The organism is Phenylobacterium sp. (genome assembly GCF_004799515.1).
GTDB lineage: Bacteria > Pseudomonadota > Alphaproteobacteria > Caulobacterales > Caulobacteraceae > Phenylobacterium.
Genome location: NZ_SSMX01000047.1, coordinates 61,335 through 77,248 on the forward strand (window position 1 = coordinate 61,335; position 15,914 = coordinate 77,248).

Sequence of the window (15,914 nt, forward strand, 5' to 3'; positions counted from 1 at the left end):
AGTGTCCGGTCCGTAAGGTCACGATCCCAAAAGGTTTTTTGGCGGACGGTTTAAGCCATGCGTGTCGTCACCATCGTCAGTCTCGGGGGCTGCGCCCTCTTCGGCCTGGCCGCCCTCGTGGTCGCCAAGACCATGCTGCCCAATCCCGGAACGGCCAAGGCGGCGCCCGCGCCGGTGGTGGGCGTGCCGGTGGTCGTCGCCAAGGCGCCGATGAAGTTCGGCGACAAGCTGGACGCCAGCAAGGTCGAGGTCCTGCAGATGCCCGCCAACGCGGTGCCGGACGGGGCCTTCAAGACCACGGCCCAGGTGCTGGCGCAGGACGGCGGCGGACCGCCGGTGGCGCTGACCGCCATCGCCGCGCGCGAGCCCCTGTTGCCGGCCAAGCTGTCCGGCCCGGGCGCCCGGGCCTCCATCGCCGCCGAGATCGCCGATGGCATGCGCGCCTACACCATCAAGGTCACCGACGTGACCGGGGTCGGCGGCCACGCCCTGCCGGGCGACCGGGTGGATGTGGTGCTGATGCGCGACCTCTCAACCGACGCCAACTCGAGCAAGCACAACTTCGTCTCCGAGGTGGTGATCCAGGACGTGCGCGTCCTCGGCGTCGACCTGAACGCCGACCCGGCCTCCAACAAGCCCGCCACGCCGTCGACCGCGACCCTGGAGGTCTCGGTGCCGGACGCCGAGAAGCTGGCGGTGGCCGGCGACCTCGGCAAACTGTCGCTGGCGCTGCGCAAGACCGGCTCGGCGGAGATCGCCAAGACCGAGCCGATGCACGCCAACTTCGTGTCCGGCGGCGGCGCCCCGCGGGTGAGCCACGCCGTGGCCCGCCACCCGGCCGGCGTACCCGCCGCGCCGGCCGCGGCCCCGTTGATCCTGATCGTCGAGGGCGACGGCAAGGGCGGCGACCACGCGCACAAGCGCGCGCCCAAGCCCGCGTCCCCGCCGTCCGCGCCTGTCGCCGCCGCTGTCGCCCAACAGACGGCGAACGCCGCGAGCGCCGGTGCGGGCCAGTCGCTGGGCTCGGGCATGAGCCACCCCTCGTGAGTTTCCGGGAGTCCCTGACCATGCCGCGCCATCTTGCCGCCGCCTTCTGCGCCGCGCTGACGCTGGCCTCGGCCGGCGCCCTTGCCCGGCCCGCCCTCGCCGACGCCCTACCGGCCGAAGCCGCGCCCAGCCGGGTGATCACGCTCGCCCGCGACAAGTCGCAGTCCTTCCGGCTCGACGAACCGGCGGCGAAGATCGTGGTCTCGCAGCCCGACATCGCCGAGGTGGTCGCCACCACCGACCGCAGCTTCTACGTCCGCGGCCTGGACGTGGGCTCGACCAACCTCCTGGTCTATGGGGCCGGCGGGCGGCTGATGCAGGTGATCGATGTGCGGGTGGGCTTCGACGCCAACGCGCTGCAGTCCGACATGGACCAGCTGCTGCCCAACGAGCACATCAAGGTGCAGACCCTGGGCGAGGGCATCCTGCTCACCGGCAAGGTGAGCAATCCGGGCGTGGCGATCCGCGCGAAGACCATCGCCGACAAGTTCGCCCCCGACGCCGTCACCTCGATGCTCGACGTCCAGGGCGCCCAGGTGGTGCTGGAGGTCCGCGTGCTGGAGGCCACCCGCAACGCCTCGCAGGACATCGGCCTCGGCGCCACGATCAGCAACGGCTCCTTCAGCTTCACCTACGGCACAGGCCTGATCGGCGCCTCGCCGCCGCAGGGCGTGCTGGGTTTCACCGGCCACTCCGGCCACACCACCATCGACGCCACCCTGCAGGCGCTGGAGACCAAGGGCGTCATCCGCACGCTCGCCCGGCCGAACCTGGTGGCCATGTCCGGCGAGAAGGCGAGCTTCCTGGCCGGCGGCGAATTTCCGTTCCCCGTGCCCGCCGGCCTTAACCAAATCACCGTGGAATTCCGCGACTATGGGGTGAAACTGGAATTCACCCCCACCGTGCAGGACGACGGAAAGATCAAGCTTCTGGTGGCGCCGGAAGTGAGCGCGCTCGACCCCACCAACACGGTGCGCGTCGACAACGTCACCATCCCGGCGCTGACCGTGCGCCGCGCCAACACCACGGTGGAGCTGAAGGACGGTGAGTCCCTGGCGATCGGCGGCATGTTCCAGCACACGGCCCAGACCGACATCAACCAGATCCCCGGCCTGGGCAATATCCCGATCCTGTCGGCCCTGTTCCGCTCGTCGCGCTACCAGCGCAACGAGACCGAGCTGCTGATCGTCGTCACCCCGCGCATCGTCACCGCGTCGGACATCGACTCCGCCAAGGACCGCACCATCTCCGGCGTCGAGCCGGGCATGGCAGGCTTCCTCCTGAACGGCGACGCCCTCGACAAGCCGATGGCGCACGACATGCGCGGCCCCATCGACGAACCCGCCGCCCAGCAACTGCGCGGCGAAATCCAACCGGCCAGCCCCGTCGCGCCCACCACCGGAAAGTAAGCGTACCTGTCATGACCACCCCGTCCTTCCCCGGCTTGCCGCAGACCGACCAGGTCCTCAGCGGCCGGCGCGTCCTGGCGCTGGGCCCAGCGCTCGGCCAGCTCGCCGCCGGGCCGCTGGCGGGGGCGGTGGTGGAGACCGCGGGGCTGGAGCGGATGATCGGGGTGAGCGGCGCCGACGCCGACCTGATCCTCATCGACGCCGACGCCTGGGGCGCGCCGGCGCTGGCGGCCGCGGTGCAGGCGCTGACGCTCTGCCCCTCGCCGCCGCCGGTGCTCTTGATGGGCGCGCACCTGCCCACCGCGGTGGTGCGCAACCTCCTGCGCCTGGAACGCTCCGATGTGCTCGACGCGCCCTTCGCGCCGGAGCACCTGGCGATGGCCATCGCCGCCCTCCTGGCCCAGAAGCCCGCCCAGCCGGCCGCCCCGCCCCAGCCGCAGGACGTCGCCCGATGCTGGGCGGTGATCGGCGCCGTGGGCGGCTCCGGCGCCACCACCCTCGCCATCGAGATCGCCAACCAGCTCTGCGGCCGCCAGGCCAAGGAGAAGAGCGTCTGCCTGATCGACCTCAACCTGGTCGACGGTTCGGCCTCGGCCTATCTGGGCGCCAATCCGATGCTGCGGCCGGCCGAGCTCGCCGCCGCCGCCGACAAGCTCGACCCCTCCATGCTGCAGGCCTTCGTCACTCCGGTGACCAAGCAGCTCGACCTCCTGGCCGCCGCCCGCGATCCCTCGGCCTTCGACGCCGCTCCACGCGAGGCGATCCTACGCATGCTGGAGGTGGCCTGTGAGAGCTACGACTGGGTGATCCTCGACATGCCGCGGCACCGCCGGCCCTGGACGCTGGAAGCGCTGGGCGGCTGCGACGAGATGCTGGTGGTCTCAGAGCTCACCGTCCCGGCCCTCTTGGCGGCCCGCTCGCTGTCCGACGAGATCGACCGCGACCTGGGCGGCGGCCAGAAGCCGAAGATCGTGCTGAACCGCCTGGCCAGCCGCATGTTCGGCCCCGCGCCCTCCATGGCCGAGGCAGAGCGGGCCCTGCAGCGCAAGGCCGAAGCCGGGGTCAGCTCCGACTGGGAGGCCGCCGCGGCCTCCGTCAACCTGGGCGGCCCGATCGCCACCCACCGGCCGAAGTCCAAGATCGTCAAGGACGTCCAGGCCCTGGTCGACAAGCTGGCGACCGAAGCCGAGCAACGCACCGTGAAGGCGGCGTGATGGGCCGCTTCGGCTTGCCCGGCGCGCTGCCCGCGGAAACGCCCGCCCCGGCGGCGCCGACTCCTGCAGCGCCCGCGCCCAGCGCGGCTGCGCCCTACGCCAGCGCGCCGCCGGCCGCAGCGCCGGCGCCGGCCGCCGCCCATCCCTCCATGGCCCCGGTCGAGCCCCTGCCGCCGCGCGCCACCGCCCAGCCCGCCACCAAGAACGGCGCGCCCTCGCAGCTGGACATCCGCCTGCGGCTGCACTCGCGCCTGATCGAAGAGCTGGACCTCGCCAAGCTGGACAAGCTCGACGAGAAGGACATGCGCCGCGAGGTGATGAGCCTCACCGCCGACTTCGCCCGCTCCGAGCGGATGGCGCTGAACACCGCCGATCTGCAGGAGCTCGGCGCCTCGATCTACGACGAGATGGTGGGCCTGGGGCCGCTGGAGCCCCTGCTCAAGGACGACAGCATCAACGACATCCTGATCAACGGACCGTTCCAGGTCTATGTGGAACGGCGCGGCGAGCTGGAGCTGACGCCCGTCCACTTCCGCGACAACGACCACCTGCTGCGCATCGTCAACCGTATCGTCGCCGGCGTTGGCCGCCGGATCGACGAGAGCCAGCCCATGGTCGACGCCCGCCTGCAGGACGGCAGCCGGGTGAACGCCGCCATCGCCCCCATCGCCATCGACGGCGCCGCGGTCTCGATCCGGAAGTTCTCCAAGAAGCCGCTGACGCTGGAGCGCCTGGTGGAGTTCAAGGCCATGCCCATGGCCGTCGCCGACTTCATCCACGGGGCGGTGAGGAGCCGGGTGTCCACGGTGATCTCCGGCGGCACCGGCTCCGGCAAGACGACCCTCCTCAACGCGCTCTCGGCGGCGATCAGCCACGGCGAGCGCCTGATCACCATCGAGGACGCCGCGGAGCTGCAGCTGCAGCAGCCGCACGTGGTGCGCCTGGAGACCCGGCCGCCGAACATCGAGGGCAAGGGCGAGATCCGTCAGCGCGAGCTGGTGAAGAACGCCCTGCGGATGCGTCCCGACCGGGTGATCCTGGGGGAAGTCCGCGCCGACGAGGCCTTCGACATGCTGCAGGCGATGAACACCGGCCATGAAGGCTCCATGGCCACCATCCACGCCAACAACCCGCGCGAGGCGATCGGCCGCCTGGAGCAGATGATCGCCATGGGCGGCCTCTCCATCAGCCCCGACGCCATGCGCCAGCAGATCGCCTCGGCCATCGGCCTGATCATCCAGGTCATGCGCCTGGCCGACGGCAAGCGGAAGGTGACCCACGTCACCGAGATCACCGGCATGGAGGGCCAGGTGGTGCAGATGCAGGACATCTTCACCTTCAACCGCACCCACACCGACCCCGACGGCACGGTGCACGGCGAGTTCCGCGCCACCGGCCTGCGCCCGCGCTGCATCGACGAGATGAACCGCCGCGGCATCGTCTACGACGTCGCCAACTTCGACCCCTCGCGTCCGCTGATGGTGTCATGAAGATCGACGCCCATGTCATCTTCCTGATCCTGGTGTTCGCCGCGGTCTTCACCGCCGGCCAGGCGGCCATCGGCCTGCTCACGGTGGCCACCCAGAAGCGCCGGGTGAACAAGCGGCTGAAGGTCGCCGAGAAGATCGACGGGGTCTCGGCGCTGGTCATGGAGCTGCGCAAGCAGCGCGGGCTGAACGCCGACGGCAAGCGCGGCGAGCGGCTGCGCTGGCTGTCGAACCTGATCGTCGCCTCCGGCGTGCCCTACGATCCGAAGAAGTGGGCGCTCTACATCGGGTTGGCGGCGGTGGTCGGGGGCATGGCCGGCGCCATCGTCCTGAAGAACCCGGTGATGTTCATCCCGGGCGCCCTCCTGGTCGGCGGCGCAGGGCCGATCTTCTATCTGAAGTTCATGGTCGCCAAGCGCGCCAAGGCCCTCGGCTTCCAGCTGCCGCAGGCGCTGGAGATCATCGTCCGCAGCCTGGAGGCCGGCCACCCGGTGCCCACCGCCATCAACCTGGTGGGCCGCGAGATGAGCGACCCCATCGGCTCGGAATTCGGCATGGCCGCCGACGAGATCGCCTACGGCGCCACCATGGAGCAGGCGGTGGCCCGCATGTCGGAGCGCTGCCAGCATCCCGACGTCGACCTGTTCGCCGCCACCGTGCGCCTGCAGGAACGCACCGGCGGCAACCTGACCGGCCTTTTGAAGCTGAACGCCGCCACGGTGCGCGAGCGGCACAAGATGCGCCTGAAGATCCAGGCGGCCTCCTCGGAAGGCCGCGCCTCGGCCCTGATCCTGACCGCCGCGCCCTTCTGCGCCATGGGCTTCATCATGATCTCCTCGCCGCATTTCTATGGCGACGTGATCCACGAGCCCATCGTGAAGTGGGGCCTGGTGGGCCTGGGCGTCTGGATGTTCCTCGGCAACATGGTCATGCGCCGCATGATCAACCTTCGGCTCTAGGACAAGGGCGGTGAGCGCCATGCAGATCCAGACCCTGATCACCATCCTGGGCGCCGTCTTCGTCATGGCCGGCGTCGGCGGCGTCGCCTGGGCGGGAATCAACGAGCTGCGCCTGCGCGCCATCCGCCGCGGCCGGCTGGCCACCGCCGGCGGCGCGCAGTTCGGCGGCGGCCGCGCCGCGCGCGACCCCAACGCCGGCCTGGGCGGCCAGATGCTGGGGACCATCCGCCGCCTCGGCCAGCAGAGCGCTGTGCGCGACCCGGCCAAGCTGTCGGTGCTTCGCTCGCGCCTGATGCAGGCCGGCTTCTACAACCGCGAGGCGCCGGTGATCTATCTGGGGGTGCGCGCCGCAGCCCTGGCCGTCGCCACCGTCGGCGTCATCTCGATCCTGCCGCTGATCGCCGGCGGTAAGGGCGGCATGACGGGCATCCTGCTCGCCTGCACCCTGTCGGGCCTCGCCATCCTGGGCCCCGACCGGGTGCTGAACATGCGCCGTTCCAAGCGTGAGCAGGAATACCGCGACGGCTTCCCCGACCTCCTGGACCTGCTGGTCGCCTCGGTCGAGGCCGGCCTGTCGCTGGACGCCGCCGTGACCCGGGTCACCGAAGAGCTCGCCCGCCGATACCCCAATCTGACGGTGCACCTGCGCTTCCTGGTGCTGGAACTGCGCGCCGGCAAGTCGCGGAAGGACGCCTGGTCAGCCTTCGCCGACCGCCTGGGCATCGACGACGCGCGCCAGCTCGCCACCATGCTGCGCCAGGCCGAGGAGATGGGCACCAGCCTGGGCGAGACCCTCACCGTCTTCTCCCAGGACATGCGCTCCAAGCGCATGCTGCGGGCCGAGGAAAAGGCGCTGGCGCTCTCGGCCAAGCTGACCGTGCCGCTGATCGTCTTCATCTTCCCGTGCCTGCTGGGCTCGCTGATGCTGCCCGCCGCGGCCCGCCTGATGCACGTCTTCAGCCACCACTAGGACCGCGGCCCCGACAACGTCCGGTCATTCCCGCAAACGCGGGGCCCAGGTTTCTTGACCACGGAAGACACGGAAAACACCAACCTGGGCCCTAGCCGGTGTCCGCGCGCGGCGACTGGACGCCGGTGTTGGCGGGGACGAGGCGCGCGGCGGTGGTGACCACCAGTTCGCCGCAAAGCCGCATGTCGGCCTTCAGCGCCTGGGCCAGGACCTCGATCGGCAGGTCGGCGAACCCGGGAGCGTCCTCGGCTTCGTAGAGCCGGGCGTCCAGGTCTTCGCGCAGGATCTCGTATTCCTCTTCGTCGCCCTCGGCTTCGGTCCACAGCAGGCGGTTGAGCACGCCCTTCACGCGCCGCTTCTGGGTCTCGGCGGGCGTCGGCTCCGCCACGCGAAGGCGCGCCGCCTCGGCGGCCTCGACGACGCGGCTTTCGCGCAGGGCCGCGTCGTCGGCCGCGGCCTTGGCCTCGCGGGCTTCGTCGCGCGCGTCGCGGGCCGCCTGCCGCTCCAGCTTGGCGTCGAGCGCCAGCGTCAGGCGCACGGCCCGCGAGGTCTTCTGGAAGGCCGCCGCCAAGGCGACCTTCTCCTCCGGAGTCTCCGCCGCCCGCGCCTGGGCCGCCAGGTCGCGCGCCAGCATCAGGCCGAGCTCGGACAGCTCGCCCAGGATCTGCTCCGCCCGTTCCCGCTTGGGATGGGCCGGTTTCGCCGCGGCGTCGGGGCGTTTATATACTTTGCAAACACGAGAAGCTGAGATATAACAATCGGGCAAGCCAGAGAGCCCGATATGTCGATCCTTTCCGCCCCTCACTTCCACGACGAAGCCGCCGCCTTTGAGCGGGTCGAAAAGGTCATCTGGCCGCAAGGTCCTGTCTGCCATCACTGCGGCTGCATGGGCCGCATCAGCGCGATCCCCGCCAACCCCGAAAAGCGCGTCCGCTACGGCCTAAAGCGCTGCGGCGACTGCAAGCGCCAGTTCACCGTGCGAATGGGTACGATCTTCGAAGAGTCGAAGCTGCCCCTGCACATCTGGCTTCAGGCCATGCACCTGATGTGCAGCAGCAAGAAGGGCGTTAGCGCCCACCAGCTCCACCGGACTCTGGAGATCACCTACAAGAGCGCCTGGTTCCTCGCTCACCGCATCCGTGAAGCTATGCGCTCTGGCGACCTGAGCCCGTTCGGCCACGATGGCGGCATGGTCGAGGTCGATGAGACCTACATCGGCCATGAACCGGGCGCGCCGGTCGGCGCTGGCGGCAATCACAAGATGAAGGTCGTCAGCCTCGTTGACCGCGACAGCGGCAAGGCCCGCTCCGTGGTGGTCGATGACATTAGCTCCAAGGTGCTGGGTGAGATCGTCGCGGCCAACCTGAGCCGAGAAGCCATCCTTATGACCGATGAGGCTCGCCACTATATCAAGATCGGCCAGCAGCAGGCCGGTCATGGCCACACGAACCACGGCGCCGGTGAGTACGTCAGCCGCTTCAATCCGCTGGTCCACACGAACACGGTCGAGGGCTTCTTCTCGATCTTCAAACGCGGCATGCGCGGCGTCTATCAGCACGCCAGCAAGAAGCACCTGCACCGCTATCTGGCTGAGTTCGACTTCCGGTATTCGAACCGCATTGCCTTGGGCGTCGATGACGCCGCGCGGGCCACGCGAGCACTGCAAGGTGTGGTCGGTAAGCGGCTTGCGTACCGCAGGCCTGATCTCGGGGCCGAAGCCTCCGCCTAAGCCGAAGAAGCGTATTCGAAGCCGTTGGAAGACCAAGCCACATCGTTATCCGAGGCAGCGAAGGCCGCTAAGATCTTCTAGGACCCGAGTGCGCTCAAGTACCGCCAGATGCCGACTGGTGGCGGGTACATCGGAACTCCGCGTTAGGAAAACTGTTGATAGGATCACGACGGCTCCATATATATCGGGCCTGAAAGTGGTCTCCGCGCGCGTTCGGATACTTCACCGGCTGACCCGAAAAGGTTTCAGGTGGGGTTGTCGCCAAGCGGATACGTACAGCCATCGTAGGACGAGGTTCGCTCTCGTCAGGCCGCTTTTTTCTCGTACAGCTTGGGTTTGTCACTAGGTCGGAACGGCAAAGCCGTGATGACCGTCCAGAACTCGCCGGTCCACTCTACGACCAGCGCTAAGTGCAAACCGTCTTTCGGCCAGACCAGCTTGATGCGGTTGGGCTCAGTCGCATCGTGAACCTCGGTCCACGATGCAGCTACCGCGAAAATAAACTTTTCGCACTGCACGTATCCCAGCGCCTTGATAGCTCCTTGGCGATCCTCACGCCCCTCCAAGTGCTTCAGGCCCCAGCCACCGGTCCTGCCATGATGCCCCAGGAGCAGGCGAATGGGTCCGGCCGCCACACCCAGCGCTTTCGCGGCGTCGGCGTCCACGACGCCAATATCCCTGACGCCCCGCGCGGGGCAGATGACCGTATTCGGGTCATCCTCGGGCGTTTCGGGTGGGGTGGGCCTGTGTTTCAACGTCGCCGATTCACAAAGAGCGGCGACGGTGATATGGTCACCGTCGCCAGTTGGGGTTTCGATCTATTGGCTCACTTGAGGCCGCCGCCCTGGCAGGGGTTGGGCGGCCTCTTCAATTGGGCCCCACCGCGTCCGCGAGCGTGACGACGATGGGTGCGACCCTCCTGAGCATAGCGCGGCCTCCACCGCCGGTTGCGGCTACTCAAATTGGCGCCTTACCGCCATGCGGTCAAGCGCCGGGAGTAATCTCGGCGGCATTCCTTGCTGATCTGGCGCGCTTCTGTTACTCCATTGGAGGAATTAGCCTGAGGGAGCCGAGATGGCCCAATCACGAAGCCCGGGATATCCCAGCATGCCGCTCGGAGAAGCCCTTGATGTTGTGAAGAAAATTCACGACGCCAACCGGACGAACCCGATTGATCGCGAAGCGGCGGCCAAGGAGATGGGTTATACCGGCATCAGTGGGCGCTCTGCGAAGGTGCTGTCCGATCTTTCCCATTTCGGACTCCTGGAGAAGGTGGGGAGCGGTCAAGTCCGGGTGTCGCGGCGAGCCGTCGAAATCCTCTATCCCGAATCAGAAGAGGCGCGCCGGGAGGCCCTGCACGATGCCGCTGACTCTCCTACGCTGTTCGCAGAGCTGAACAGCCAGTTCGCAGACGGTCTGCCCTCAGACAACGCCCTGCGCTCCTATCTCATGCGAAACGGGTTCGCGTCTGCCGCCATCCCACCGGTGATGAAAAGCTATCTGGAGACTTACCGCGCTCTGGAGCAAAAGATTGCAAGCCCAAGTCATGGACTTCGCGCAGAAAACTATGAAGAATCAACTGGCTACAAATCCGATGCCTCTACAGAAGGGCGCGCGCTGGTCGTTCACAGTCCGCCACCCCCGATTCAGGCGTCGCCACAGAGTCGGGAGATTCCGCTTATGGAAGGCGAGCGAGTAGTTTTTGTCGAGGAAGCCGACGCGGGGCGGTATCTAAAGCTGGTTGCGGCCGGGGCCCTGGACGATAACCTCCTAGAGGCGCTGGAGGACTTCACGAAGCGCCAGCGGAAGCGGCTGGTCGCAGCGCGCCCAAAGGAGAGTGGCATTGCCGAACCCAAAGGCCCCGCCCCCGGAGGACCCGAAGAAGCAGTCTGAGAAGTTCGCCGACTTAGCCCGCGAGCTAGAGTGCGACGACGACGAAGCCGCGTTTGACGAGCGACTGAAGAAGCTGGCGAAGGCGCCTCCTGCACCTCACCCAAAGGCGAACAGTCGCGATGACGCCTAGCTATTCACCGTGGCCCGGCGTTTGGCTTGGTTTCGGGATCGGCCTGGCGTGGCTGCTGTTCCCCAAGGTCGTGATCGCCGTGTACAGCGCGCTGGGCGGCAAGTGGTATCGCGGCTTCGATCCGCTCCTGCTCAGGATTCTTTCGATCTTTCCGCTCGCCCTTGGCCTGATGTTTCTTCTTGAGGCGCTTAGAGCCCGCTAGGCTGTTTGCAAAGTATATAAACGCCGGCGTCGGACATGAACAAAACAGGAACATAGATCAAGCCCAAAGTCAAGATTTTGCGATGGCGCACGCCCCGCCGCGGGACTTGCGGGATGTCCGAGACGGCCACCGACCGGCGCCAGCGCGGCGCCGCGCCCGCCAGGCCGAAGCCCGCGATCATCAGCGCCCGGCGGCGAGCTCGGGCAATGCCGGAAGGCGGGCTCCGCGATCGTCTGGATCGGGTGGAAAGCGGTCGTTGATGTCGCGGCGGATTGCCATCCTAGCAGCCAATCCGAACCCCAATAGCCCCCATGCAGGCCACAAAGCCACGGCCAGAGCCTCACCCCAAAACGGCCGAAGATTGGTTTCTGAAGCGGGGCCGAGACTAATAGATGCCCACATCGGTGCGCTCAAAACCACTAGTGCCAACGCCCATGCAGAAGCCCGTTTCTTGAACCGCCAAGCGACTAAGAGAGCCACTACAACAGATATTGGCCCGACAAGCAGAATCGGCCCCTTTGCATCGTCGGCCTCACCCAGCGCGCCGCCCAACATCGAACCAAGTCCGTACACCAGCAGGAGTTCGAGAACGAGCAAGGCGGTGATCACCCACCGGGCAATCTTGATCAGGCGCTGGATGATCCGGCTGATTTGCATTGATGCACAGTGTGATGGCGATTGGGCTCCGCCGTATAGCAGACCTTGCGAACGTCTCAGATGGGTCGGAAGCGGCCGTAGGCCTCGCACCGGCTTCCAGACGGCTGGAAGGGCTTTGATCTCAGGGTTGGGACGGGCCTTGGGGCCGTGAGATCAGCACCACGGTAATCCCGGCGGGCCGAAGCTGGTCGACCAACGCTTGGGGCTGACCCCGGCGATCCTTCCCCCCATCGTGGGAGGAGGCCCCAAAGCGGACGCTCACAACCCGTAGGGCCGGTAGGGCCCGAAGATCAGCTGCTCGAAGACGCCCAGGCCCTGCTGCGGCGCTTCGCCGGGGATCTCCATCGTCGCCGTGGCGATCGCCTGGATGTGCCAGTTCTCCGGCGCGGCCAGGTCGGCGGCGGCCAGGTCGATGTCCTCGCGGCCCACCGCCAGCTCACCCTTCAAGGCCCCGTGGCGCCACTCGGCGCCGTAGCCGATGCCGCGCATCAGGAAGAGGCCCTTGGGCTCAAGCCGCACCGAGGCCTCGCCCTGCTCCAGGGGGATCTTCAGCGTCCCGCCCAGCGCATGGCGCGTCCCGGCCTTCAGGGCGACGTCCTCCATGCGCGGGCGGTCGCTGTGCCAGCCGCCCTGCGGCCCCGCGCCGTCCGGCAGGATCACCGCCCGCGTGTTCCAGGGCTTGCCCTCGGTGTCGGCGTTGACGTGGAAGAAGACCGACTTGTCGGCGAAGTTGAGCGGCGTCCACTGCCAGAAGAAGCCCATCATCGTGCCGCCGGGCGTGGGCTGCGGGTCCGGCGCCCCCACCGGCCGCACGCCCCAGGAGCGGTCGCGCGTGCCGGTCCAGCCGCCGGCGCAGGCGCGGCGCTCGCCGTCGACCTCGGTCCAGCCGGAGACACGGACGTTCTGGGTCAGGCGGGTGTAGTCCATGAACATCCGCGGGCCGTTGCGGTAGGTGAAGCGCGGCTCCTCGATGGGGAAGGCGCGGCCTTCGAAGGTCAGCTCGCAGGCCAGGCCCTCGGCCTTCTCCAGGGTCACCCGCAAGGTCTGCAAGGGCTCGACGACCTCGATCCGCAGCGGCCCCACCACCAGGTCCATCCGCTCCATCGCAAGGATGCGCGAGGCGTGCAGGCAATACTGCGTCCCGCCGCGGATGATCGAGACATGGGCGTCGGCGACGTTCAGCGCCGGGTAGACCCCGAAGGCCACCGCCACGAACTCCGAACCGTCCGGCGAATAGGCGTTGAAGAAGTAGCGGTCGTAGAAATTGCGGTCGGAGCCGGCGTAGGCGATCGGCTCCGGCGTCTGGTGGATCGGGAAGTCGTCGCCCTTGGTCAGCATCGCCGCCGTCTCCTGCTGTCTTGACGCCTCGTCACGCTTGCGGGCCGCCGCCAGGGCGTATCAACTGCGCGCAACAACCAGAACACAAGCCCGCGCCGATCCGGACGGGGGCGACATGGGCAGGGCCAATCAGGCCGGGAGGGTGCGATGAGCGTCATGACCGCCGCCGACCATCGGATACCGCAGGACCTCGCCGACAGCCTGGTGACGCCGCCGGCCTATGCCGACGGCCGCATCTTCGAGACCTACCGCCGGCTGCGGTCGAACGAGCCGCTGGGCGTGGCCAGGATCGAGGGGGTCGATCCCTTCTGGGTGGTGACCCGCCACGCCGACATCCTGGAGGTCAGCCGCCAGAACGACCTGTTCCACAACGGCGACCGCTCGCCGACCCTGATCGGCCAGGAGGGCGACCGCAAAGTGCGCGAGATGATGGGCGGCAGCCCGCACCTCCTGCGCACCCTGATCCATATGGATGCGCCCGATCACCTGAAGTACCGCGCGCTGACCCAGGCCTGGTTCATGCCGCAGAACCTCAAGCGCCTGGAGGACCAGATCCGGGTGATCGCCAAGGCCGCGGTGGAGAAGCTGGCCGCCGCCACGGACGCGGAGGGTGTCGGCCACTGCGACTTCGTCCAGGCCGTCGCCCTGCACTATCCGCTGCGGGTGATCATGAGCATCATGGGCGTGCCGCAGGACGACGAGCCGCGGATGCTGAAGCTCACCCAGGAGCTGTTCGGCGCCGCCGACCCCGAGCTCGCCCGCGACGCCGGCACGCCGCCGGAGGAGCGCGACTTCGACTTCAGCGTCATCATCGACTTCTCGAACTATTTCCGCGCCCTGTCGGAGAGCAAGCGCGCCGACCCGAAGGACGACCTGGCCACCGTCATCGCCAACTCCCAGGTGGACGGCGCCCCGATCAGCGACCTGGAGGCGATGAGCTACTACATCATCGTCGCCACCGCCGGGCACGACACCACCTCGTCCTCCACCGCCGGCGCGCTCTGGGCGCTGGCTGAGAACCCCGCCGAGTTCGCCAAGGTCAAGGCCGACCTGTCGCTGATCCCCGCCCTGGTGGACGAGAGCATCCGCTGGACCACCCCGGTGAAGACCTTCATGCGCACGGCCACCGAGGACGTCGACCTCGCCGGCCGCGACATCAAGAAAGGCGACTGGCTGATGCTCTGCTACGCCTCGGGCAACCGCGACGAGGCGGTGTTCGAGGCGCCCGACGAATTCCACGCCGACCGCCGGCCCAACAAGCACCTGGCCTTCGGCTATGGCGCGCACCTGTGCCTTGGCCAGCACCTGGCGAAGATGGAGATGCGCATCCTCTGGGAGGAGCTTCTGCCGCGCCTGTCGGAGCTGGCGCTGGACGGCGCCCCGGCCATGAGCGAGGCGGTCTTCGTCAACGGCCCCAAACGCCTGCCGATCCGCTATCGGATGAGCTGAGCGGTTGGCCGGATCTTTCAATTAGTGGACCACCCGCTCGCGCCCAGGATCGCCGCCTATGTCGCCGCCCGGATGCCGGGCACTCAGGGCCTGACGGTCGCCGACGTCGAGAAGATCCCCGGCGGCGCCTCGCGGGAGACCTATCGCTTCCGGCTGACCTGGCGGGAGGGCGGCCGGGATCACGAACGCCGGCTGATCCTGCGGCGCGACCCGCCGGCCAGCCTGATCGACACCGAGCGGCGGATCGAATTCGCCGCCTACCGCGCCTTCGAGGGCTCCGCCGTGCCGGTGCCGCGGATGCTGTGGCTGGAGGAGGACGCCGGCCCGCTGGGGGCGCCCTTCTTCATCGCCGAGGAGCTGGCGGGCTTCCAGACCTCGCCGCAGGTGCTGTTCTCCGGCCCCTACGATGCGGTGCTGCCGAGGCTCGCGGAGCGCAAGTGGACGATCCTGGGCGAGATCGCCCGCGCCGATCCCATAGCGCTCGGCCTGACCGAGGTGATGGACGCTCCGGCGCTCGACGCCTGCTGGCGGCGCGAGCTCGACCACTGGGAAGGCGTGATCGACCGCGAGGAGGCCGAGCCGCAGCCGATCGCGCGCGCCGCCATCCGCTGGCTGCGCGCCCATCCGCCGCCGCCGGCGCAGCGGTTGTCGGTGGTCCACGGCGACTACCGCACCGGCAACTTCCTCTATGACGCGGCCGGCGAGGTCCAAGGCGTGCTGGATTGGGAGATGGCCCACCTGGGCGACCCGCTGGAGGACCTGGCCTGGAGTTTCAACCCGATCTGGCGGATGGGCCGCGGCCTGGCCGGCGGCCTGGTTCCGCAGGACGAGGCCGTGGCGGTCTGGGCGCGGGCCAGCGGCCTCGCCGTCGATCCGGCGGCCCTGCACTGGTGGATGCTGTTCAACTGCGTGAAGGGCCAGGGCATCTGGGTGGGCTCCGCGCGCGCCTTCATCGACGGCGGCAATACCGAGCCGATCCTGATCTATGCGGCCTGGTGGCTGTTGAACGCCCAGGATCGCGCCATACTGGAGCTGATGGGGAAGCTATGACGCCCACGGTCCCTTCGGTCCTGGCCGAACTCGCCGAGCTTGCGCTGCGCAACGCCTCGCCGGACGTCCCGGCCGCGGAGCGGGCCAACGCGCTCACCTTGTCGTCGATGATCCTCGGCCTGGCCGCCGAGGTCGCCGACGGCGAGGCGGACTGTCTGGTGGCGGAGAACCGCGCGCTCGCCGAGTTGCTGGCCGACGCCGCCGACGAGACCAGCTTCAGGCTCTCTGCCCTGCGCGCCGAGAACGCCCGGCTACGCGCGGGGCTGATCGCGGCCCACGCGGCGGCGGAAACGGCCGGCGATGACGCCCGGCAGGACGCCATCTGGGCGGAGCTGCGCGCTTCGACCGAGCGGCGCAAGCTCTCCGTCGCGCCGGTCTGA

16 protein-coding genes are annotated in these 15,914 nt (G+C 68.4%); 12 read left to right on the top strand and 4 right to left on the bottom strand.

Annotated features, from left to right (window positions below; all coding sequences use genetic code 11):
• The first annotated feature begins 57 nt into the window (after positions 1–57).
• The 6 genes from cpaB to E8A49_RS18810 are packed head-to-tail and all read left to right on the top strand — an operon-like array spanning position 58 to position 7,086.
• Positions 58–1,047: a Flp pilus assembly protein CpaB gene (gene cpaB, locus E8A49_RS18785; RefSeq protein ID WP_293385149.1), complete on the top strand. Its 990-nt coding sequence runs from the start codon at positions 58–60 to the stop codon at positions 1,045–1,047.
• Positions 1,048–1,067: 20 nt separating this feature from the next.
• Positions 1,068–2,456, top strand: coding sequence for a type II and III secretion system protein family protein (locus E8A49_RS18790; protein WP_293385152.1), 1,389 nt, complete (start codon positions 1,068–1,070; stop codon positions 2,454–2,456).
• An 11-nt stretch (positions 2,457–2,467) separates the two neighbouring features.
• The gene (locus tag E8A49_RS18795; protein ID WP_293385155.1) at positions 2,468–3,670 is read left to right on the top strand and encodes an AAA family ATPase; all 1,203 of its coding nucleotides are present in this window, start codon (positions 2,468–2,470) and stop codon (positions 3,668–3,670) included.
• A complete protein-coding gene (locus tag E8A49_RS18800; RefSeq protein ID WP_293385158.1) occupies positions 3,670–5,160 on the top strand; it encodes a CpaF family protein in 1,491 nt (496 codons plus the stop codon). The genes E8A49_RS18795 and E8A49_RS18800 overlap by 1 nt, the downstream gene beginning before the upstream one ends.
• Positions 5,157–6,116, top strand: coding sequence for a type II secretion system F family protein (locus E8A49_RS18805; RefSeq protein WP_293385162.1), 960 nt, complete (start codon positions 5,157–5,159; stop codon positions 6,114–6,116). The genes E8A49_RS18800 and E8A49_RS18805 overlap by 4 nt, the downstream gene beginning before the upstream one ends.
• A gap of 19 nt (positions 6,117–6,135) precedes the next feature.
• Positions 6,136–7,086 carry a type II secretion system F family protein gene (locus E8A49_RS18810; RefSeq protein WP_293385635.1) on the top strand — a complete coding sequence of 317 codons (951 nt, stop codon included), beginning with the start codon at positions 6,136–6,138 and terminating at the stop codon, positions 7,084–7,086.
• A gap of 91 nt (positions 7,087–7,177) precedes the next feature.
• Here E8A49_RS18810 and E8A49_RS18815 read toward each other — a convergent pair whose 3' ends face one another.
• The gene (locus tag E8A49_RS18815) at positions 7,178–7,720 is read right to left on the bottom strand and encodes a hypothetical protein (protein ID WP_293385165.1); all 543 of its coding nucleotides are present in this window, start codon (positions 7,718–7,720) and stop codon (positions 7,178–7,180) included.
• Between the two features lie 147 nt (positions 7,721–7,867).
• Here E8A49_RS18815 and E8A49_RS18820 point away from each other — a divergent pair, with 147 nt between their 5' ends.
• A complete protein-coding gene (locus E8A49_RS18820; RefSeq protein ID WP_293385168.1) occupies positions 7,868–8,815 on the top strand; it encodes an IS1595 family transposase in 948 nt (315 codons plus the stop codon).
• Between the two features lie 305 nt (positions 8,816–9,120).
• Here E8A49_RS18820 and E8A49_RS18825 read toward each other — a convergent pair whose 3' ends face one another.
• Positions 9,121–9,480, bottom strand: coding sequence for a hypothetical protein (locus tag E8A49_RS18825; RefSeq protein ID WP_293385171.1), 360 nt, complete (start codon positions 9,478–9,480; stop codon positions 9,121–9,123).
• A gap of 442 nt (positions 9,481–9,922) precedes the next feature.
• Here E8A49_RS18825 and E8A49_RS18830 point away from each other — a divergent pair, with 442 nt between their 5' ends.
• Positions 9,923–10,708 (top strand): hypothetical protein, encoded by a 786-nt coding sequence (locus E8A49_RS18830; protein ID WP_293385173.1) that lies wholly within the window; start codon positions 9,923–9,925, stop codon positions 10,706–10,708.
• Between the two features lie 119 nt (positions 10,709–10,827).
• Complete coding sequence (locus tag E8A49_RS18835; RefSeq protein ID WP_293385176.1) at positions 10,828–11,040, top strand: hypothetical protein; 213 nt, start codon at positions 10,828–10,830, stop codon at positions 11,038–11,040.
• A gap of 180 nt (positions 11,041–11,220) precedes the next feature.
• On the opposite strand, the gene E8A49_RS18840 is transcribed toward E8A49_RS18835, so the two are convergent.
• Both E8A49_RS18840 and E8A49_RS18845 read right to left on the bottom strand, forming a co-directional pair.
• Positions 11,221–11,697 carry a hypothetical protein gene (locus tag E8A49_RS18840; RefSeq protein ID WP_293385178.1) on the bottom strand — a complete coding sequence of 159 codons (477 nt, stop codon included), beginning with the start codon at positions 11,695–11,697 and terminating at the stop codon, positions 11,221–11,223.
• A 258-nt stretch (positions 11,698–11,955) separates the two neighbouring features.
• Positions 11,956–13,035, bottom strand: a complete 1,080-nt coding sequence (locus E8A49_RS18845) for a hypothetical protein (RefSeq protein ID WP_293385181.1) — start codon at positions 13,033–13,035, stop codon at positions 11,956–11,958.
• A gap of 147 nt (positions 13,036–13,182) precedes the next feature.
• Between E8A49_RS18845 and E8A49_RS18850 the strand changes: the two genes are divergently transcribed.
• From E8A49_RS18850 to E8A49_RS18860, 3 genes are read left to right on the top strand one after another with little or no spacing between them, the layout of a single operon-like run.
• Complete coding sequence (locus tag E8A49_RS18850) at positions 13,183–14,484, top strand: cytochrome P450 (protein ID WP_293385184.1); 1,302 nt, start codon at positions 13,183–13,185, stop codon at positions 14,482–14,484.
• A 24-nt stretch (positions 14,485–14,508) separates the two neighbouring features.
• A complete protein-coding gene (locus tag E8A49_RS18855; RefSeq protein ID WP_293385187.1) occupies positions 14,509–15,534 on the top strand; it encodes a phosphotransferase family protein in 1,026 nt (341 codons plus the stop codon).
• Positions 15,531–15,914 carry a hypothetical protein gene (locus E8A49_RS18860; protein WP_293385189.1) on the top strand — a complete coding sequence of 128 codons (384 nt, stop codon included), beginning with the start codon at positions 15,531–15,533 and terminating at the stop codon, positions 15,912–15,914. Before E8A49_RS18855 ends, E8A49_RS18860 begins: the two co-directional genes overlap by 4 nt.